Consider the following 17,332-nt stretch of genomic DNA (forward strand, 5'->3'; position numbering starts at 1 on the left):
GTGTTGCTGTGTGGGCGATACCAGACTCGAACTGATGACCTCTTCGGTGTGAACGAAGCGCGCTACCAACTGCGCCAATCGCCCCCTGCACTGTTCGTGCGGATCGATACTAGCGGAAGTCCGGCGGTGCATCGAACACGTCGCGCGGCCCGGGTGTGGCGCGCTGCCCGTAGGGGGTGTCGAACCGCCCCGATCCGCATGAACTCGGGGGACACGCCCGGTGAACGGGGAGGATTTTGGTGGAAGTGCCCCGGTGCGTATAGAGTTTACGTCGTCGCCGCGACAGCGGAACGACAAGTGCGGATGTGGCGCAGTGGTAGCGCATCACCTTGCCAAGGTGAGGGTCGCGAGTTCGAATCTCGTCATCCGCTCGAGTGTGGGTCTTCTCGAAGGCCCGCGACTCACCAGAGGGTATCCCACCGTTCGGGTACTCACGGAGACGTGAACCTCGATGGTGGGGTGGCCGAGAGGCTAGGCAGCGGCCTGCAAAGCCGTCCACGCGGGTTCGAATCCCGTCCCCACCTCCAGATCCACCCTCCAAGACCTTGATGGACCCCGGTCCACGCAGGGACTTGGGCGATTGGCGCAGCGGTAGCGCGCTTCCCTGACACGGAAGAGGTCACTGGTTCGATCCCAGTATCGCCCACCACCACGAAGCCCCCGGCAGGACCACCAGGTCCGGTCGGGGGCTTTCTTCGTTCCGGTCTGCTCGCCGTTCCCAGTCCGCCAGGACCGCGATGTTCCGTGGACCCCGCCCGGTACGGTGGTGGTCATGCAGATCGGCCGGAGGCGGAAGCGTGCCCGACGCGGCACCACGCCGGTGCTGTTCCACAAGGTCTGCGAGTGGCAGCGGAACGATCGGGACCCCGGTGACGTCGTCGTCGAACGAGGAGTCTGGCTGGCGTTCACCGCGCGCCGAGTCGCGGTCTACGAGTTCGACGGCCGTGACACCCACGCTGCCGTGCTCGAACTGGACGAAGTGCTCGGCCCGACGTGGCAGGAGATGATCGACGAGGCGCCGGCAGACTGGCTCCTGGCACACCTGGAACGATTCGCGAGCGGTGTGGACGTCCGCCGGGCGGTGTTGGACGACTACGCCCTCCGACACGGCGGCGGAGCACCGCCGACCATCGAGTGGGCGATCCGGCTGTAGCGACGGAGTTCCCTCGACGGCGACTGGAATGGCCCAGATCGAGTCAGCCGGCCTCGTCGCAGGGCGCGCGGAGTTCGCCGACCCGCGTGTCGACCACGAGGGGCTGGTGGGCCAGAGCGCGGTCGGCCAGGGTGGTCACGTGACCGCCCTGTCGACGACCACGCCCCCTCGGCTCGCTCCGCTGTACGCCGCGGGGTTCGTGACCGCCTTCGGGGCGAACGGCATCGCCGCGGCGGTCGGCGGCGAGCACCTCGAACTGGGTCTGACGCTCGCGTGGCTGGGGCTCTTCCTGGCGCTCTACGACGTCGCCGAACTCGTCCTCAAGCCGGTCTTCGGCGCACTGTCCGACCGCATCGGCCCGCGACCGGTGATCGTCGGCGGACTCGTCGTCTTCGCGGCAGCTTCACTCATCGGCGTCTTCGGGACCGGCCCGTTCTGGCTCGGGCTCGCCCGTCTGCTGCAGGGTGCCGGCGCCTCCGCGTTCTCGCCCGCATCGTCCGCCGCAGTTGCCCGCCTCGTGCCGGCGCACCGCCGCGGGACGTACTTCGGTCGGTACGGCTCGTGGAAGGGTCTCGGCTACGCCGGGGGACCGGTCATCGGTGCACTCGTGGTGCAGTTCGGCAGCACGCAGTGGCTGTTCGGGATCCTCGTCGTGATGGCTCTCGTGACGGCGGTGGCGGTGCTCGTCGCCGTCGAGCCGATCGTGCCCCTGCCCCGGCAGCGGGCCACGCTCGCCGTGATGGTCCGAACTGCCACGGACCGCCAGTTCCTCATCCCGGTCGTCGTCCTGGCCGTCGGCAGCGCTGCGATCGGCGCGCTGACCGGGATGCTCCCGGCGCTCGGCACCGAGGTCGGCATCCCACTCCTGGTGTCGACGCTCGCGGTCGCCGTCCTCGCCGTGACGTCGTCGCTCGTGCAGCCCGTCGCCGGCCGACTGCACGACGCCGGGCGTCTCGGTACCGGGGTGGCGGGTGTGGCCGGGACGGCCGCGGTGGCCGCTGCGTTCCTGGTGGTCGCCGTCGCACCCTCGGCGGTGGCCGTCTTCATCGCGGCCCTGCTCGCCGGGGCCGGTGTCGCCACGCTGACACCCGTCGCGTTCGCGCACCTCGCCGGGACGACTCCGCCGGATCGGCTCGGTCGCACCATGGGTTCAGCGGAGCTCGGGCGTGAGACCGGGGACGCCGTCGGACCACTCGTCGTCGGTGGTGTCGGCAGCGCGATCGGGCTGCCGTTCGGGTTCGCGGCCTTCGCGGTGGTGGCGCTCGTCGGGACGCTCGTGGCATCGCGGTTACCGTCGAAGACGGCCGCCGCACGGGACGCGTAGGGCACAGACGAACCCCATCGGGCGCTACGCGTACGGGTCAGCGGACACCGTCCCGTAGGCATTCGTCCGACGTCGACGATCGCGGCGCGCAGCGACCCAGCGAGCCACCGCGAGCGCGAGCAGCGCGGCGGACACCCCGGCGAGCAGCCACAACCACCCGTCGTCGTCCTCGATGAGCAGCCGCAGGGCCAGCACTCCGAGCGGTGCTGCCACAAGGATCCGTCGGAGCTCGCGCCACGACGGCTTCCAGAGCGTGGTGAGGCCCTTCTTCCACCGACCGACCACGACGTACGCGATCACACATCCTGGGATGCAGAGGCCGAGCCACTTCACGATCGCCTCGACCCCGTCGTCGTAGAACGGATGCGCCACTTCGCGGAGGACGCCGCCAGCAGCAGCCGCGACGAGCAGCACCCACATGCGCGCCTCCCAGCGGCGAGGGTGCCACCAGGGTGTGCGCCACAACGGCACTCGCTCGCGGACCACCGGCATCGCGACTCCTCCCCGGTCGGGCGTCCAGCCTATGCGCGACTTCGATCGACGACGGGACCGAGAGTCTGCCGTCCCTGGCGGGAATCCGGCTGTTCCGCGTACGGTGTCACGACATGAGGCCGACTCCGTAGGTCGGTCCGACGAGGGGGCGCCATGAAGATCTTGAGCATCGTGGCACGAGGGCTGGGCTGGTTGCTGACGACGGCTGCGAAGACGCTGGGCGGGATGCGTGGCGCGAAGCCGTACACCGATTCCCACGCGGCGCAGGTCCCGCCACGTCGCGAGGACTACCGCCCTTAGGCAGCGCGACCGTGGTTCCGCTCCGTCACCGTAGGATCGTCGAGCCGCATCCAGCGGAACGACGGGGGAGCACCTGATGGAACAGCACGCCGAACAGCGCACGCGACCGCGGGTCGTCACGATCGCCGTGGCCCTCTGGTGGGCGTCCGTCATCATCAGCCTCGTGGCCGCTGCGCCCGGCATGGTCGTGTCCATGCGCGAAGCCGGCGGCGCGATCATCGGGGCGTCGCTCGGGCTCGTCCTCGTCCTCGCCTGGTCGGCACTGTTCGTGTGGCTGGCGACGCGGATGGGACGAGGCTCCGGCAACGCGCGTCTCTGGCTCGCCATCATCGCCGGGCTGAGTGCCGGCAGCACAGTGTTTGCCATCGCCACCGACGGCGTGGACTGGAGCTTCATCGAGGCCGTCTGCGTCGTCGTCGCCGCGGTGCTCAGCTACCTGCCCAGTGCCCGTCCGTTCTTCCCGCGGGACGCACGACGCCCGCGAGCAGCGGAACCCCGCACCATCGGGTGGGACCCGACGACGGGCGAGCGCATCTTCGAGACGCCGCCGTCGGGCGACCGCGCGCACTGACGCTCGCCCCGGAATGCGGCCGGAGAACGTGCGTTCCCCGTTGTGGGGGTACCGCCGGACTCGGCCAGATGGTTCCATTCAGAGGTCGGCATCCTCCGGGTGCCGAACAGCCACGGACCGTCTTGCGTCGCAGTGAAGGTGGTCGCCGCTGGTTACGGTGACCACGAGGTGCCGTCGAGTCGATTCGGGTTCGACACGGCGGCGCCTCCCACACACCGGGGGACCGTCCGACCAGGAAGCAGCACCATGCGATCGCTCGTCTACACCAGCACCCAGACCCGTCCGATCACGGATTCCGAACTCGCCCAGATCCTGGCGGTCGGTCGCGAGAAGAACACCCGGCTCGGCGTCACCGGCATGCTCGCGCACCGCGACGACAACTGCATCGGGATCATCGAGGGCGAGGACGACGTCGTCCGGGAACGCTTCGACCAGGTCCGGGCCGACCCGCGACACACGAACGTCCGGGTGCTGCTCGACGAGCCGATCGCCCAGCGCTCGTTCCCGGACTGGTCGATGGCGTTCCAGTCCCTCGACCCGCTGATGCAGGACGTCCCGGGGTTCAGCGACCTGTTCAGCCCGGGTCGCCCGACTGATCCGGCGTTCGGGGCCTCCCGCGCTCGCGCCCTCCTGGACTGGTTCCGGAAGCACCCGCTGGCACCACTGACGAACCAGAACGCCGCCGACGAGGAAGTCCCGCGCACGCGGGCGATCAACGGTGCGATCGCGGTCATCCACGACGGGGGACTGTCACGCTTCTCGCTCGAGGGCGTCGCGTCCCGGTCGGGGATGCGGCAGGCCGAGATCCTCGAGCTCTTCCCCTCCGAGCACGCACTGCTGGCCGCCGCGGTGATGCGGTGGACCCGCGCGGTGTCGGCACCGCTGCTGCCGCTCGCCGGTGAGAAGGGCACGGTGGCGTTCCTGCACGCGCTGCTCTCCGCCCACGCCGAGGACCCGTCCCTCATGCGCCTGATCGCCGCGACGCTGGCCATCTCGACCGACCCGTCGACGGACGGCGCCGACTACTACCGGTCCGCGTACCTGCAGTTCCGCGAGACCGTCCGCACCGCGCTGCAGGAAGACGTCCGCGCCGGCCGCGAACCGGCGACGATGGACCCGATCCGCGGGGCACAGCAGCTGCTCGCGCTCTACGACGGCATCCGCCTGCAGGCGCTGCTGACGCCGGACACCGACGTCGTCGACGCGTTCGACCGTGCCGCCGCACGGATGCGCCGCGGCTGGTCCGAGCAGTACGAGGAGACCACCGTGTGGGACATCTCCGCGCCGGCGGGGGACTGACGTTCAGCGCACCAGACGCACGGTCCGGGGGATGGGTCCGAACGCCGACTCGGCACCGTCGGGCGTGAAGCCGTTCCGCCGGTAGAAGGCGTGCGCCCGCGGGTTGTCCGCGGCCACCCACAGTGACGCCGGACGATCGGCGAGCACGGTGTCGAGGAGTGCCTGGCCGGCTCCGGTCCCGTGCGCACGTGCCAGGACGTAGAGCGTCGTCAGCTCCTCGGGGCGGACGGCATCCGGCTCGGGGGTCGTCTGCGCCGCGGCGAAGCCCACGACGCCGGTGCTGTCGAGAGCGACCTGGATGCCTTCTCGGGCGTCAGGACTCGCGAGCGTCGACCGCCACATGTCGACCCGACGACCCGCGTCGAACCAGGGGCTCGTGTCCGGGTCGTCGACGAACCGGCCGTACGTCTCTCGCCACGACACCGTGTGCACGTGGGCGATCGCATCCGCATCGGCGAGCGTCGCCGGCCGGATCAGCGTCGAGACGTCGTCATCGTTCCCCACTCGATCAGGGTAGCGACCGGCGTCCGGTGCTCAGAGCTGGAGATCCAGGTCGAAGAACCCCGCACCGCCGAGGAACAGCGGCACGATGACCCCGAACATCGTCAGCGTCGCCCCGATCAGGATCGCCGCGAACGCGATGCCGTCACCCCGCTCACCGGTCAGTCGCACGTCGCGGCGCGCGATGAACCCGACGACGAGACCGCCGATCGGTGCCACGAATGCGAGGGCGATCGCCACCACCGCGAGCATGCTGAGGGGCGGTACCGGCACGGCTGCCGATGCGGGGGACCCGGCGGCGCTCGGCGCGGTCTGGTCAGGAGCGAGGTCGGTCACGTCGGCCAGCCTAGGGGCGACGAGGATCCCTCTGCTCACCCCTGACCGAGGTTCGTCACCAGGTTGATGGCGACCGCGATCAGCACCGTCCCGAAGAAGTACGACAGCAGCGCGTGCGGCAACGCCTTCCGCCGGGTCTCACTGTCATCCGGCTCGATCTCTGGTGCCGCGTACGACATGCCGATCGTGAAGGCGAAGTAGGCGAAGTCGCTGTAGGTCGGCCGCCCGTCCTGCTTGACGTCGAACCCACCGCCCCGGTGGTCGAGGAAGAACATCCGGGCGTACTTCAAGGCGTAGACCGTGTTGACCAACGCCCACGCCACCATCGTGCCGAGCACACCCAGCATGACCGCCGCGACCGAGGCCGGATCTCGCGCCAGGCCGCGAGCGGCCCGAGGGACGGAGCCCCGGTGAAGGTCAGCGCGACCCCGACCAGGACCCCGATCCCCACGATGACGAGGGCCCGGCGCGTGGAGAGTATCCGATCGTTCATCGTCGTGCCTTCACGATCGTTCCTTCCCCCTGTCCGCTGCGTGGTCGGTCGTCACACGCCGGGGGTGAAGACGGCGCGGACGCAGCCGTCGTCCTTGTTCTTGAACATCTCGTACCCGCGCGGCCCTTGCGACAGTGGCATCACGTGCGTGGCGAGGTGCTCGGTGCTGATCTCTCCCCCGGCGATGCGGTCGAGGATCATCGGGATGTAGCGGTGCCCGTGCTGCTGGGCGCCGCGGACCGTCATGCCCTTGTTCATGATCGCGCCGAACGGGAACTTGTCGACGAGCCCACCGAAGACCCCGAGCGAGAACAGGCTGCCGCCCTTCCGGCTGGCGTAGATGGCCTCGCGCAGGGCGGTCGGCCGGTCGGTCTGCAAGCGCAGCTGCTGCTTGGCCTGGTCGTACAGGTACAGCGGTCCGGTGCCGTGCGCTTCCATGCCGACCGCCTCGATGCACACGTCGGGACCCCGACCGCCGGTGCGTTCCTTGAGTTCCGGGAGCACGGCGTCGCTCGTGTAGTCGAGCGTCTCGGCACCGATGTGCTCGCGCACCTGTCGCAGCCGTTCGGGCAGACGGTCGATCACGATCACCTGCTCGGCGCCGAGGAGCATCGCCGCACGAGCGGCCATCTGGCCCACACCACCGGCGCCCCACACTGCGACGGTGTCACCCGGTGTGATCCCGGCCAGGTCGGCTCCGGTCCACCCGGTGGGTGCGGCATCGGAGGCGAACAGGGCGGCCGTGTCGGACACGCCGTCGGGGACCGTGAACGCCCCCTGATCGGCGTAGGGCACGCGGACGTACTCGGCGTGGCTGCCTGCGAACCCGCCGAGCGCGTGACTGTAGGCGAAGCAGCCGCCGATCGACGACCCCCACATCGCCTCGGTCAAGCCCGGGTTCGGGTTGCCGTTGTCGCAGAGTGAGAACTGCCCGTGGGTGCAGTACCAGCACTGCCCGCAGGCGATGAACGAGCAGACGACGACCCGGTCGCCCACATTGTGCTTCGTGACGGCCGATCCCGTCTCGACGACCTCGCCCATGAACTCGTGCCCCAGGACGTCACCGGATCGCATGGTCGGGATGTACCCGCCGAGCAGGTGCAGGTCCGAGCCGCAGGTGGTGCTCAGACGAACCTTCAGGATCACGTCGTGCTCGTTGAGGATCTTCGGGTCCTCCACCGTCTCCACCGCGGTCTCGTTGACCCCGGTCCAACAGAGCGCCTTCACAGCACACCCTCCTCGTTGCTCCGTTTCGTCGCCACGTCCACCAACGCGCCGGTGGGTGTGGCCTTCCGTCGGCCGTGGGGGACCGGATCCACCCGGAGCACCTCGCCGACCTCGATGAGTTGCTTCGCCTCACGCAGAGCGGCCCGCAGCCGACCCTGAGAATCCGGGCCGCCGCCACGGAACCGGGCACGGAGCTCGGTGCCACGATCGCCGGGCGCGGGACGGGCCTCCACCTCGACGTCCTGCCCGAACGCCGTGAGCGGCGCGGGGATCCGCCCGCCTGGCAGCACCTCGTCCTGCCCGCGGTTCACCGTGACCGCATGCCAGCCGGAACGCGGTTCGGCCAGCACCTTCCGTACGGGCCCGGGTGCGCCGCGTCGGCGGCGCGAGACGACGACGCCGACGGCAGCCGTGACCATCGCAGCGGCGGCGAGGTTCCGGGCCCTCATCGTGGTGTCCTGGCGAGGAGTCGGTGGGCAGCGGACGCGTTCGCGCCACACCGCCGGGGATTCGTGTGTTCCATCGCGGCCTCCTTGAGACGCATCGGTGCGGATCAACGGGACGGGAGCGACGACCGCGCGATCGTGCCGGTCGGGACCACGGAGTCGCTCCTGTCGATCCACGATGAGCGTGGCCTCCCTGGCGCCGTCCCGGGTTGTCCGTGATGCGCTGCGGCAGGCAACGGCAGTGAGACGGACGGGAGGCCCGGTGCCAGCTGGCACCGGGCCTCCCGTCCGTCCTGGGGTCGCGTCTCAGACGCGCACGGCGCGTTCGTCGGGGACGCAGTGCGTCATCATCAGCCCGTCGATGTCGCGGGAGCCGTTGTGGCCGAGGTTCGCCAGGCGGGCGAGCTCGTCGTCGCTGAGCGTCTGGGACTGCAGCGGGGGCAGGTCCTTGACCTCGTCGAGGGTGATGCCGAGTCCCTCGCCGACGCGACGACCCAGGTCGTCCTCGACCATGTAGAAGTGCCAGAGCATGCGCTCCTGCACCGGACGGGCCGCCTGCGAGATGAGGTCGACGAAGTTCGCGACCAGGTCGTCGCGCTCCCAGTCCTGCAGGAGCAGGTACCGCTGGCCGGCCTGGGTGTAGTCGTTCGTCCGGGGGATCCGCTTGCGGGTGAGGCGCCCGACGATCTCCGGTCCCTGGTCGTCGTGGGTCGGGTACTCCGCCTCGCGCAGGCCGCCGGTGATCGACGGCTCGTAGTTGACGTGCGGGTTCTCGCCGCCGTGGTCCTGGTGGTACGCCATCTGTCCGTCGCGCTGGTTGGTCGCGACGGCGCCGTTCTTCGGGGCGTTCACCGGCAGCTGCAGGTAGTTCGGGCCGACGCGGTAGCGCTGCGTGTCCGAGTACGAGAACGTGCGGCCGACGAGCATCTTGTCGTCGGAGAAGTCCAGGCCGTCGACGAGCACGCCCGTGCCGAAGGACAGCTGCTCGTTCTCGGCGAAGTGGTTCGTGACGTTGCGGTCCAGGACCATCTTGCCGACGGGCTTCGGCGGGAACTCGTTCTCCGGCCACACCTTCGTGTCGTCGAGCGGGTCGAAGTCGAGCTCCGGGTGCTCGTGGTCGTCCATGAGCTGCACACGGAGCTCCCACTCGGGGTACTCACCACGCTCGATCGCCTCGTACAGGTCCTTCGAAGCGTGCCCGAGGTCGCCGGCCTGCACGGCGGCGGCGTCGGCCTCGGTCATCGAGGACACGCCCACCGACGGGATCCAGTGGTACTTGACGAGCTTGGTGTCACCGTCCGCGTTCACCCACTTGTAGGTGTTCACGCCGAAGCCCTGCTGGGTGCGGTAGTTCGCGGGGATGCCGCGCGGGCTGAACAGGTTGACGAGCATGTGCATCGACTCGGGGGTCTGCGACATGAAGTCGAAGATGCGCGCCGGCTCCTGGCGGAAGGTCACGGGGTCGGGCTTGAGGGAGTGGATGACGTCGGGGAACTTGATGGCGTCGCGGATGAAGAAGACGCCGAGGTTGTTGCCGACGAGGTCCCAGTTGCCGTCCTCGGTGTAGAACTTCACGGCGAAGCCGCGCGGGTCGCGGGCAGCTTCCGAGGAGTCACGGCCGCCGATCACGGTGGAGAACCGGATCGCCAGGTCGGTGCGCTTGCCGGGCTCCTGGAACAGCTTCGCGCGGGTGTACTGCGCGATGGGTTCGTCACCCCACGTGCCGGTGGCCTCGAAGTACCCGAAGGCGACGGCACCGCGCGCGTGCACGACCCGCTCCGGGATCCGTTCGCGGTCGAAGTGGCTGATCTTCTCGAGGAACTGGTAGTTCTCGAGCGTCGCCGGGCCACGGGCCCCGACGGTGCGCTGGTTCTGGTTGTCGTAGACGGGGTGGCCCTGGCGGTTCGTCAGGATGCGGCGGTCGTCGCCCTCGGCGGGCGGTTGGCTGGAGACGTCGGTCATGTCTCGTCCTCTCTGCGGTCGCGGTCGGCTCGGGTTCCCGACCGAGTGTGGACCGGGGCGCGGGCACGCCCTCTCAGCGGCGTCGAGGACGCCGACGAGGACCGGTCGCCGGTGCGTTCGCCGCTGACGGCCCGTCAGTACTTCGCCGCTGACGGCCCGTCAGTACGAGGTGCGACCGGTGGCTGCTGCGCCGAGCACCGCGGCCGCGCCGTGGGCCAGCAGGGTCCCGTCGGTGACGACGGCGACGCGGTCGAACCCGAGCGCGCGGAGCCGTTCGGCGCGGGCCAGGTCACCGGCGAAGGCGCCGGTGTGCTTGCCCGCGCGGCGGGCTGCGGCGACGATCGCGGGGAGGGGGTCCGTGGCGCTGTCGGCGTCGAGCAGCTCGCGCAGATCCACGCCGAGCCCGATCGACAGGTCGAAGGGACCGACGAACACCGCCGAGACGCCCGGGACCGCCAGGATCTGCTCGGCGGCACGGAGGCCCTCGGGTGTCTCGAGCATCACCCACACCTCGGGGTCGGCAGCGGCGGCGGATGGTGCCGCGCAGCCCCAGAGACCCGCCATCGGCCCCCAGCTCCGTCGGCCCCGCGGTGGGTAGTGCGCGGCACGGACGGCGTGCTCGGCCTGCTCGACGGTCTCGATCATCGGGACGATCACGATGTCGGCGCCGAGGTCGAGCGCACGGCCGATCGCTGCGTCCGAGCCCTCGGCGACCCGGACGGCGACGGGGACCTGCGGTGCGACCGCGGCGAGTGCCGGCATCGTCGCCAGGAGCGTGGCGTCGTCGAAGGCGCCGTGCTGGGCGTCGAGGCCGAGCCAGGCGAACCCGTTCTGGGCGATCTGCGCGGTGGTGCGGGGTTCGCCGAGCGTGCACCACACGCCGTCGGCGCGGCCGTCTCCGAGTGCTGGCACCGTGGTCCTCCGTCTGGTCTGCCGTCGCGATCGCCGGTGGTTCGTCGGCCGGCGCGTCAGGCTACCGCCCCCGGAGCGCTCGTCGCCCGTACGCCCGGGCCGGCGGCGTGGCCTCATGCGCACGCATGGGACATGGACAAGTGCTCACCTTCGGGTGTAGTCCTGTGCGCAGGACGCACTGCACGGGCGGTCACAGGTCGCCAGCACCCACCAGCACCACAGCACCAGTCGGGACCTGCAGGGAGGTCGGACGGACATGCGTGACGAACGTGACGTCGGCCAGCGGACTGGCTCGCTTCCGCCGGGCGGCGACGGGATCCGGGTGGCGTTCGGGATCGTCGGCGCGGTGGGCGTGCTCGCCGGACTGGCTGCGATCGTCCTGCCCCACGCGACGCTGTTCGCGGTGTCGTGGGTCTTCGGGATCTACCTGGTCGTGTCGGGGGCGGTGCTGGTCGTCCGGGGACTCCAGGTGCACCCTCGGGTCTGGTGGCGTCAGGTCGGGCTGGTGGTCCTCGGGGCGCTGGTGGTCGCCGGCGGTGTCGTCGCGATCGTGTTCCCGCCGATCGGGGCGCGGTGGGTGGCGCTGCTGCTCGGGTTCGCCTGGATCCTCGAGGGCATCGCACTCATCTACGCACCGTGGGTGGGCCGCCGTGCGCTGACCGTGGTGCTCGCCGTGCTCAGTGTGCTGAGCGGCATCCTGGTGATGAACCTTCCGGGTCTCGGCGCGCTGGTGACGGTGGCCGCCGTGGGGAGCGTGCTCATCGTGTTCGGTGTCGTCCAGCTCGTCGTCGCGTTCAGCTGGCCGCGTCCGGAGGGGGAGCGGGCCGGTCTGCCGGTCCCCGGCCCCTGATGCTCGCCGTCCGCTGGGAGCAGCAGGGACCGAAGTCCTGGGTGGCGCGCGACCACGGGACCAGCCTGGGGCTCGTGCTGCACGTCCGTGAGCGGTTCCTGGCGTTCGACCAGGACGACCGCCCGCTCGGGAGCGCGGCGTCCCTGGCGGCGGCCCAGCAGCTCGTCGCCGGTGCTGTCCGCGCGAGTGCCCCGGCCCGGCGGGACACCGTCGCGGTCGTGCTGTCGGTGCTCGCGGCGCTGACCGTCGGGGGAGCGGCCGTCGTGCTCGCCGCCCGCGCCCTGATCTGAACGGCCCCGTGCGGGTCACTCCGAACGCTCCGGACGGTGCACCCACTGCCGGAGCGCGGCCGTGACCGCGACGGGGTCCTCCCACGGCGCGAGGTGACCGACGTCGTCGAGCACGACGACCTCGGGGTGCCCAGGCAGCGCCGTCTGCAGGTCGTACGCCTGGTGCAGGGGGATCCAGGGGTCCTGCCGCCCCCACCCGATCCGGGTCCGGCACCGCACGGAGCCCAACAGCTCGGCCACGGCCCGGGTGTCGTCGGGGGTCAGCGCGGCGATCTGGAGTGAGAACGCGACCTGCCCCTCGGGGCCGGCCCAGGGCCGCGCGAGGGCCTCGAGGTCCGACGGCGAGAAGCCCCGCGACGAGGCACCGTCGATGTACTGCCGCACCAGGGCGGCGTGCAGGTCACCGGGGAGTCGGTCGAAGACGTCACGGTGCTCCGCCACCAGCCGGAAGAACGGAGACCCCCAGGGGTCGAGCACGACGGCGTCCCAGAGGAACAGGCTCGCGTACTCGGCACCGTGCAGCAGGTGCGCCCGGAGCGCCACGGCGCCACCCACGTCGTGTGCGACCAGGTGGGGTCGATCGAGCCCCCACCGGTCGAGGAGCGCGCCGAGACGGATCGCCTGCGCTCGGAGCGTGGTGTCCACGGTCGGCCCGCGGTCCGAGTCGCCGTACCCGGGCATGTCCCAGAGGAAGACCCGGTGGTCCTGCGCGAGCGCCCGGCCGACCTCGGCCCAGACCGCCGATGACCAGGGCGTCCCGTGGCACAGGACGACGTCGCCGCGTGCCGGTCCTGCCGGCTCGAGGACCCTCGTGGCGATGGTGGTGCCGTCGACGACGATCGGGACCGGGGCGGGGAGGTGGACGGGGACGGGGAGGGGCACTCGACGTGGCAGCATGGTCGCACGCTAGGACCTCATGTCGACCTGAGGTCAAGAGGAACGGACGGGGCAGTGCGGATCGGTGCAGCAGCTCGGCGGGTCGGCGTCGAGGTCCACGTGCTCCGGCACTGGCACGACACGGGGGTCGTCGTGCCCGATCGAGCGCCGTCGGGTCACCGGGAGTACTCCGAGGAACACGTCCGTCGCCTGCAGGTCGTCCGGGCCTGCCAGGGCGTCGGCATGAGCCTTGCCGAGATCCGGCTGGTGCTCCGACGGAGTGCACCCGACCGGTCCGGAGTCATCACCGAACGTCTCCGTCAGATCCGGGCGCAGCGTGACCAGTTGGCCGACGCCGAGCGGTTCCTCGAGCACGTGATCGACTGCACCCACGACCTGCTGACGCGGTGCCCGTCGTGCTCCGCCTACGCCTCCTCGGGCACGCGGCTCCGGTCGGCGCCCTCCGCACCGGTACCGTTGCGTCCGTGAACGACGACCCCGATGCCGCCATCGCCCAGCACGTCCACGACGCCTGGGACGGTTCCCTGCGCCTGGTGCACATCACGATCTCGGACGAGGACGGTGACGCCTACCCCGGGCAGGACGTCGACCGGTGGGTGATCGACGTCCGCGTCCCGATCACCGACGACGACGAGACCGAGGCGGTCTCCGTCGCCGAGGTCACCGCGTTCACGAGCCGTGCACCGGAGTCGCTCGAGGCACTGGTGCTCGGCTACCAGGTCTCCGACGTCGCCGGGTCCTTCGCGTCCGCCGTCGCCGCGCAGGACGCGACGGGGGAGACGTTCTTCTCGCTGCAGACCCACGCCGCCGAGATGCTCGGCAAGCCCGACCTGCTCGCCGTCGACCGGCTCACGGTCCGTCCCGCGTACCGGGGGCTGCCCGGACTGGTGCCGGCGATCGTCGACGCCGTCCGCCACGGACCTGCCGGGCGCACCGCATCGTGGGTGCTCACCGACCCGACGGTCTGGGACGTGCCGTTCGGCGAGGACGACCGGTCCGCCGGCGCGTTCGTGCAGTGGGCCGACACCGCGGTGCTCACCTCGATGAACGCCGCGCCGGACGACCTGGAACACCTGTCGCTCGTCCCGCCGGCCGGTGGCATCGTGATGGGGTCCCGGGCGGACGAGGTGCACCTCGGCGACGCGATCGACCACGCGATGACGCAACCGGCGATCGCGGTGCCGTTCGACCTGCCGCCGAAGCTCCCCGCCAGCATCTGGGCCGCCGCACCCGAGGACGTCCACGGCGTGCACCCGGACGAGACCACCGGGTCGATCACGGTGGAGACGCACGACGAACAGCTCGAGGTCGTCGGTTCGCCCGGCACCGCACCGCAGCTCGTGGGGATCTCGGCCTCGGCCGACGCCGCGACCCAGGAGTGGCTCCGCACCGTGCACCAGCGTTGGTGGCAGTACGAGCCGGACCTGCACGCCCGCATCCACGACGTCGTCGACGAGTACCTGTCCACCGGACACATCGAGTCGGCGTCGGACGAACTCGCGGGGCACCTGCACGCACCCGACCTGCCGCCGTACCGGACGGAGTGGCCGGGCACCGGTACCGTCCTGCTCGAGGAGCTCGGCGAGGACACCGAACCCATCGTCTTCGACGCCGTGCTCGAGGACGGCACCCGGCACGAGCACATCGGCGTGGTCGTCGTGCACGAGTCCGGACACGTCCGCGCGTTCCTGCACGACGAGTGGGAGCCCGGGTTCCCGGCCGCCGAGGCCGCGGTCGCGCACCTCATCAGCCTCGGTGCCGGCGAGTTCTTCGCGGACGCCCTGCACGACGAGCTGTCAGCGGGTGTCGAGCACGCGATCCTGACGGGTGACGTCCGCGGCCACTGACCGGGCCGCCCTTGGTCGGCTCAGACCGGGCGGTAGATCGCGATCGGCGGGGTGTCGTCGTCGCCCGCGTCGTGGGCGTCGCCCGTCGCGAGCCAGGTGCGACCCTCGTGCTCGATCGTGGTCGGCAGGTCGCCGTGCACCAGGATCCGGATCGCGGGGGCGTCGCCGTCGACCAGGTCGACGCCGTGGGCCTCGGTCCCGCCGGGATTGTCGTGCACGTAGCTCATGGTCCGATCGAACTCCGTCGACCTGACGGACCGCCCGCGCCGCGCCGGACACGCCCGGAACCTCCACCGGAACCGGTGATGCCGCCCTTCTTCGGGTAGAGTCATCTCCGCACGGCCAGGACGGCGTGTGAATGCGGATGTGGCGCAGTGGTAGCGCATCACCTTGCCAAGGTGAGGGTCGCGAGTTCGAATCTCGTCATCCGCTCAGAACAGGAAGACCGGAACCCCCGTCGCTCGGAAGAGCGGCGGGGGTTCCGTCGTTCGGGGGCGTCGCAGCACCGGAGGCGTGGGGGCCCGGCGGGCGCAGGCTTCGGGTACCCGCGCCCGCCGGGCGCGGAGGCGACCCTGCCCCCACCGGTACGCGCCGGGTGGGTGGCCCGGCGCAGTTCCGAGGATGTATCCGGAGCCGTGCCCCGTTCGGGTGGGAACCGGATCCAGGGTTGCGGGAACCCGCAAGAACCCCGCACGACCCGCCGCGTGAGCCTTGTGCTACTCGATGCCGTCCGGTAGTGACGCCGACATCGTGCGGGCACCGGGCAACCCGACCCACCGCCGGGCTCCGGACTCGACGACCGTGACGAGCACCGTGTCGCACCCGCGGCAGCGCGCCACCGACCCCATCGCGGTGCGGTAGACCGTGGTCTGCCCGAGCACCCCGAGCGACCCGCACCCGGCGCAGCGCAGGGCGACCACGGTCGGCTCGGGTCCCAGGCTGTCGGCCAGCGTCCCCGCCAGCGCGTTGCCGTCCACGACGACCATCAGTTGCCCCCGAACCGCTCGGCGCGGACGTCACTCGTGTCGTGCCCGAGCTCGGTGAGCCAGCGCAGCACCTGCTCGACGAACGGCGTCGACCCGCACACGTAGACCAGGGCGCCCGCGTCCGGCGGGAACACCGCGGCAGCGAGCGCGTCCCGCGTCAGCCGTCCGGCCGGCACGGTCGAGCCTGGAGGCGCGGTGCGGCTGTACACGTGGGTCACCTCGAGCGGTGCCCGGCTCGCGAGCGCCTGGTCGAGTTCCGGACGGAAGAAGACGTCATCCGGTGTGCGGACGGCAGCGAGGAGCCGGAAGGGCGCCGGGTCGTCCGCCTCGGCGTGCGCGGTCACCATCGCGACGAGCGGCACGATGCCGGAGCCGCCGGCGATGAGCTGCACCGGACGGGTGGACTCGCCCGGCCGCCAGACGAACCAGCCACCCAGGGGTCCGTGGACCTCGAGTGCATCGCCGACCTCGACGGCATCGACGAGGAACGGGGAGACCTCGCCACCGTCAACCCGGTCGACCGCGAGCACGACGTCGGTCGCGGGGCCGGCTGACGCGATCGAGTACGAGCGCTGTGCCTGGTAGCCGTCCTCGGCGGTCAGCCGCAGGTCCAGGTGCTGCCCGGGGTCGTTGCCCGGCCAGGTCGGGACGTCGAGGACGATCCGGCGCGCGTTCGTCGTCTCGCGGCCGACGGACGCGACGGTGGCGGCGTGCCAGGCCGGCCGCCTGCGGGTGGCGGGACGAGCGACGGGGGTGATCCGTGCCTCCAGGCCGGTGTCGGGGAGCGTCACCAGTACCGCTCTTCCTTCCACGGGTCGCCGTGCAGGTTGTAGCCCGCGTTCTCCCAGAAGCCGGGCTCGTCGTCGGACTGCATGACGATGCCGCGCACCCACTTGGCGCTCTTCCAGAAGTACAGGTGGGGGACCAGCAGGCGGGCGGGCCCGCCGTGCTCGGGCGTCAGGGGCTCGCCGTCGGCCTCGAACGCGATCCAGGACTTGCCGTCGAGCAGCTCGTCGAGCGGGACGTTGGTCGTGTAGCCGCCGTGGCTGTGCACCATGCAGTAGTCGAGTTCGGTCTCGACGTCCTCGAACAGACGGTCGAGCGGGACACCCCGCCACGGCATGTCGAGCTTGGTCCAGTGCGTGACGCAGTGGATGTCGACGGTGACGTCCTCGACGCCGAGTGCGTGCACCTCGTCCCAGGTCCACTGGTGCAGGCCGGACTCGGTGCGGATCGAGAAGGCCCAGTCGGTCGGCTCGATGTCGGGCGTCGCCCCGGCGGACAGGACGGGCCAGTCGCGGACCAGGGTCTGACCGGGCGGGATGCGGGTGTCGTCGCGGTCGTCGCGGCGACCGCCGAACCCGCGGGTGAACGTGGCCATGGTCCTCCTCGGGGACGTCGGTGCGTTCCCGATCATGCCGTGTGGCGGGCGGTGCCGTGTAACGG

Annotated in this window: 22 protein-coding genes and 5 tRNA genes; 13 read left to right on the forward strand and 14 right to left on the reverse strand. The window is 71.0% G+C overall.

Annotated features, from left to right (window positions below; all coding sequences use genetic code 11):
• Positions 1 to 11: 11 nt before the first annotated feature.
• Positions 12 to 84, reverse strand: a tRNA-Val gene (locus tag DEJ08_RS09145).
• Positions 85 to 299: 215 nt separating this feature from the next.
• Here DEJ08_RS09145 and DEJ08_RS09150 point away from each other — a divergent pair.
• From DEJ08_RS09150 to DEJ08_RS09170, 5 genes are all read left to right on the forward strand, one after another.
• Positions 300 to 371 (forward strand) — tRNA-Gly (locus tag DEJ08_RS09150).
• An 82-nt stretch (positions 372 to 453) separates the two neighbouring features.
• Positions 454 to 527: transfer RNA gene (locus DEJ08_RS09155), tRNA-Cys, on the forward strand.
• Positions 528 to 574: 47 nt separating this feature from the next.
• Positions 575 to 649 (forward strand) — tRNA-Val (locus DEJ08_RS09160).
• Between the two features lie 123 nt (positions 650 to 772).
• The gene (locus DEJ08_RS09165) at positions 773 to 1,153 is read left to right on the forward strand and encodes a hypothetical protein (RefSeq protein WP_146248461.1); all 381 of its coding nucleotides are present in this window, start codon (positions 773 to 775) and stop codon (positions 1,151 to 1,153) included.
• Between the two features lie 28 nt (positions 1,154 to 1,181).
• The gene (locus DEJ08_RS09170; protein WP_258367018.1) at positions 1,182 to 2,477 is read left to right on the forward strand and encodes an MFS transporter; all 1,296 of its coding nucleotides are present in this window, start codon (positions 1,182 to 1,184) and stop codon (positions 2,475 to 2,477) included.
• A 24-nt stretch (positions 2,478 to 2,501) separates the two neighbouring features.
• Here the strand turns inward: DEJ08_RS09170 and DEJ08_RS09175 are convergent, their stop codons facing one another.
• Positions 2,502 to 2,897 carry a hypothetical protein gene (locus tag DEJ08_RS09175; RefSeq protein ID WP_111054183.1) on the reverse strand — a complete coding sequence of 132 codons (396 nt, stop codon included), beginning with the start codon at positions 2,895 to 2,897 and terminating at the stop codon, positions 2,502 to 2,504.
• Positions 2,898 to 3,122: 225 nt separating this feature from the next.
• Between DEJ08_RS09175 and DEJ08_RS09180 the strand changes: the two genes are divergently transcribed.
• The 3 genes from DEJ08_RS09180 to DEJ08_RS09190 all read left to right on the forward strand — a co-directional run bounded on the left by DEJ08_RS09180 (position 3,123) and on the right by DEJ08_RS09190 (position 5,139).
• Positions 3,123 to 3,269 carry a hypothetical protein gene (locus DEJ08_RS09180; protein ID WP_181437703.1) on the forward strand — a complete coding sequence of 49 codons (147 nt, stop codon included), beginning with the start codon at positions 3,123 to 3,125 and terminating at the stop codon, positions 3,267 to 3,269.
• A 76-nt stretch (positions 3,270 to 3,345) separates the two neighbouring features.
• Positions 3,346 to 3,840: a hypothetical protein gene (locus DEJ08_RS09185; RefSeq protein WP_111054184.1), complete on the forward strand. Its 495-nt coding sequence runs from the start codon at positions 3,346 to 3,348 to the stop codon at positions 3,838 to 3,840.
• Positions 3,841 to 4,086: 246 nt separating this feature from the next.
• Entirely contained in the window at positions 4,087 to 5,139 is a 1,053-nt protein-coding gene (locus DEJ08_RS09190) for a BLUF domain-containing protein (RefSeq protein ID WP_111054185.1), read from the forward strand.
• 3 nt (positions 5,140 to 5,142) lie between these two features.
• On the opposite strand, the gene DEJ08_RS09195 is transcribed toward DEJ08_RS09190, so the two are convergent.
• The 7 genes from DEJ08_RS09195 to DEJ08_RS09225 all read right to left on the reverse strand — a co-directional run bounded on the left by DEJ08_RS09195 (position 5,143) and on the right by DEJ08_RS09225 (position 11,016).
• Positions 5,143 to 5,643 carry a GNAT family N-acetyltransferase gene (locus DEJ08_RS09195; RefSeq protein WP_258367019.1) on the reverse strand — a complete coding sequence of 167 codons (501 nt, stop codon included), beginning with the start codon at positions 5,641 to 5,643 and terminating at the stop codon, positions 5,143 to 5,145.
• 30 nt (positions 5,644 to 5,673) lie between these two features.
• Positions 5,674 to 5,976: a DUF4190 domain-containing protein gene (locus DEJ08_RS09200; protein ID WP_111054186.1), complete on the reverse strand. Its 303-nt coding sequence runs from the start codon at positions 5,974 to 5,976 to the stop codon at positions 5,674 to 5,676.
• Between the two features lie 35 nt (positions 5,977 to 6,011).
• Positions 6,012 to 6,323, reverse strand: coding sequence for a DUF1345 domain-containing protein (locus tag DEJ08_RS09205; protein ID WP_111054187.1), 312 nt, complete (start codon positions 6,321 to 6,323; stop codon positions 6,012 to 6,014).
• Between the two features lie 197 nt (positions 6,324 to 6,520).
• Positions 6,521 to 7,696, reverse strand: coding sequence for a zinc-dependent alcohol dehydrogenase (locus DEJ08_RS09210; RefSeq protein WP_111054188.1), 1,176 nt, complete (start codon positions 7,694 to 7,696; stop codon positions 6,521 to 6,523).
• Positions 7,693 to 8,145, reverse strand: coding sequence for a hypothetical protein (locus tag DEJ08_RS09215; protein WP_111054189.1), 453 nt, complete (start codon positions 8,143 to 8,145; stop codon positions 7,693 to 7,695). The genes DEJ08_RS09210 and DEJ08_RS09215 overlap by 4 nt, the downstream gene beginning before the upstream one ends.
• Positions 8,146 to 8,448: 303 nt before the next feature.
• Entirely contained in the window at positions 8,449 to 10,104 is a 1,656-nt protein-coding gene (locus DEJ08_RS09220; RefSeq protein ID WP_111054190.1) for a catalase, read from the reverse strand.
• 159 nt (positions 10,105 to 10,263) lie between these two features.
• A complete protein-coding gene (locus DEJ08_RS09225) occupies positions 10,264 to 11,016 on the reverse strand; it encodes an HpcH/HpaI aldolase family protein (protein ID WP_181438949.1) in 753 nt (250 codons plus the stop codon).
• Positions 11,017 to 11,272: 256 nt separating this feature from the next.
• Between DEJ08_RS09225 and DEJ08_RS09230 the strand changes: the two genes are divergently transcribed.
• Positions 11,273 to 11,866, forward strand: coding sequence for an HdeD family acid-resistance protein (locus tag DEJ08_RS09230; RefSeq protein WP_111054192.1), 594 nt, complete (start codon positions 11,273 to 11,275; stop codon positions 11,864 to 11,866).
• Positions 11,866 to 12,156 (forward strand): hypothetical protein, encoded by a 291-nt coding sequence (locus tag DEJ08_RS09235; protein ID WP_111022873.1) that lies wholly within the window; start codon positions 11,866 to 11,868, stop codon positions 12,154 to 12,156. Before DEJ08_RS09230 ends, DEJ08_RS09235 begins: the two co-directional genes overlap by 1 nt.
• Positions 12,157 to 12,171: 15 nt before the next feature.
• Here the strand turns inward: DEJ08_RS09235 and DEJ08_RS09240 are convergent, their stop codons facing one another.
• Positions 12,172 to 13,053, reverse strand: coding sequence for an alpha/beta fold hydrolase (locus tag DEJ08_RS09240; protein WP_111054193.1), 882 nt, complete (start codon positions 13,051 to 13,053; stop codon positions 12,172 to 12,174).
• A gap of 54 nt (positions 13,054 to 13,107) precedes the next feature.
• Between DEJ08_RS09240 and DEJ08_RS09245 the strand changes: the two genes are divergently transcribed.
• Positions 13,108 to 13,521: a MerR family transcriptional regulator gene (locus DEJ08_RS09245; protein WP_111054194.1), complete on the forward strand. Its 414-nt coding sequence runs from the start codon at positions 13,108 to 13,110 to the stop codon at positions 13,519 to 13,521.
• Positions 13,518 to 14,900, forward strand: coding sequence for a hypothetical protein (locus tag DEJ08_RS09250; protein ID WP_111039577.1), 1,383 nt, complete (start codon positions 13,518 to 13,520; stop codon positions 14,898 to 14,900). The genes DEJ08_RS09245 and DEJ08_RS09250 overlap by 4 nt, the downstream gene beginning before the upstream one ends.
• 20 nt (positions 14,901 to 14,920) lie before the next feature.
• Here the strand turns inward: DEJ08_RS09250 and DEJ08_RS09255 are convergent, their stop codons facing one another.
• Positions 14,921 to 15,127, reverse strand: a complete 207-nt coding sequence (locus tag DEJ08_RS09255; RefSeq protein WP_027465565.1) for a hypothetical protein — start codon at positions 15,125 to 15,127, stop codon at positions 14,921 to 14,923.
• Positions 15,128 to 15,260: 133 nt separating this feature from the next.
• On the opposite strand from DEJ08_RS09255, the gene DEJ08_RS09260 reads away from it, so the two are divergent.
• Positions 15,261 to 15,332 (forward strand) — tRNA-Gly (locus DEJ08_RS09260).
• Positions 15,333 to 15,616: 284 nt separating this feature from the next.
• Here DEJ08_RS09260 and DEJ08_RS09265 read toward each other — a convergent pair.
• The 3 genes from DEJ08_RS09265 to DEJ08_RS09275 are packed head-to-tail and all read right to left on the reverse strand — an operon-like array spanning position 15,617 to position 17,267.
• The gene (locus DEJ08_RS09265; protein WP_111054195.1) at positions 15,617 to 15,886 is read right to left on the reverse strand and encodes a DUF6510 family protein; all 270 of its coding nucleotides are present in this window, start codon (positions 15,884 to 15,886) and stop codon (positions 15,617 to 15,619) included.
• Positions 15,886 to 16,677 carry a ferredoxin reductase gene (locus DEJ08_RS09270; protein ID WP_111054196.1) on the reverse strand — a complete coding sequence of 264 codons (792 nt, stop codon included), beginning with the start codon at positions 16,675 to 16,677 and terminating at the stop codon, positions 15,886 to 15,888. Before DEJ08_RS09270 ends, DEJ08_RS09265 begins: the two co-directional genes overlap by 1 nt.
• The gene (locus DEJ08_RS09275; RefSeq protein ID WP_111046062.1) at positions 16,674 to 17,267 is read right to left on the reverse strand and encodes a molybdopterin-dependent oxidoreductase; all 594 of its coding nucleotides are present in this window, start codon (positions 17,265 to 17,267) and stop codon (positions 16,674 to 16,676) included. Before DEJ08_RS09275 ends, DEJ08_RS09270 begins: the two co-directional genes overlap by 4 nt.
• Positions 17,268 to 17,332 lie beyond the last annotated feature (65 nt).

This window comes from Curtobacterium sp. MCLR17_054 (assembly GCF_003234335.2).
Classification (GTDB): Bacteria; Actinomycetota; Actinomycetes; order Actinomycetales; family Microbacteriaceae; genus Curtobacterium; species Curtobacterium flaccumfaciens.

Coding starts and splice junctions, on each gene's coding strand:
- DEJ08_RS09165 (WP_146248461.1), top strand. CDS start 773: ATGCAGATCGGCCGGAGGCGGAAGCGTGCCCGACGCGGCACCACGCCG.
- DEJ08_RS09170 (WP_258367018.1), top strand. CDS start 1,182: ATGGCCCAGATCGAGTCAGCCGGCCTCGTCGCAGGGCGCGCGGAGTTC.
- DEJ08_RS09175 (WP_111054183.1), bottom strand. CDS start 2,897: ATGTGGGTGCTGCTCGTCGCGGCTGCTGCTGGCGGCGTCCTCCGCGAA.
- DEJ08_RS09180 (WP_181437703.1), top strand. CDS start 3,123: ATGAAGATCTTGAGCATCGTGGCACGAGGGCTGGGCTGGTTGCTGACG.
- DEJ08_RS09185 (WP_111054184.1), top strand. CDS start 3,346: ATGGAACAGCACGCCGAACAGCGCACGCGACCGCGGGTCGTCACGATC.
- DEJ08_RS09190 (WP_111054185.1), top strand. CDS start 4,087: ATGCGATCGCTCGTCTACACCAGCACCCAGACCCGTCCGATCACGGAT.
- DEJ08_RS09205 (WP_111054187.1), bottom strand. CDS start 6,323: ATGCTGGGTGTGCTCGGCACGATGGTGGCGTGGGCGTTGGTCAACACG.
- DEJ08_RS09215 (WP_111054189.1), bottom strand. CDS start 8,145: ATGAGGGCCCGGAACCTCGCCGCCGCTGCGATGGTCACGGCTGCCGTC.
- DEJ08_RS09220 (WP_111054190.1), bottom strand. CDS start 10,104: ATGACCGACGTCTCCAGCCAACCGCCCGCCGAGGGCGACGACCGCCGC.
- DEJ08_RS09230 (WP_111054192.1), top strand. CDS start 11,273: ATGCGTGACGAACGTGACGTCGGCCAGCGGACTGGCTCGCTTCCGCCG.
- DEJ08_RS09235 (WP_111022873.1), top strand. CDS start 11,866: ATGCTCGCCGTCCGCTGGGAGCAGCAGGGACCGAAGTCCTGGGTGGCG.
- DEJ08_RS09240 (WP_111054193.1), bottom strand. CDS start 13,053: ATGCTGCCACGTCGAGTGCCCCTCCCCGTCCCCGTCCACCTCCCCGCC.
- DEJ08_RS09255 (WP_027465565.1), bottom strand. CDS start 15,127: ATGAGCTACGTGCACGACAATCCCGGCGGGACCGAGGCCCACGGCGTC.
- DEJ08_RS09265 (WP_111054195.1), bottom strand. CDS start 15,886: ATGGTCGTCGTGGACGGCAACGCGCTGGCGGGGACGCTGGCCGACAGC.
- DEJ08_RS09275 (WP_111046062.1), bottom strand. CDS start 17,267: ATGGCCACGTTCACCCGCGGGTTCGGCGGTCGCCGCGACGACCGCGAC.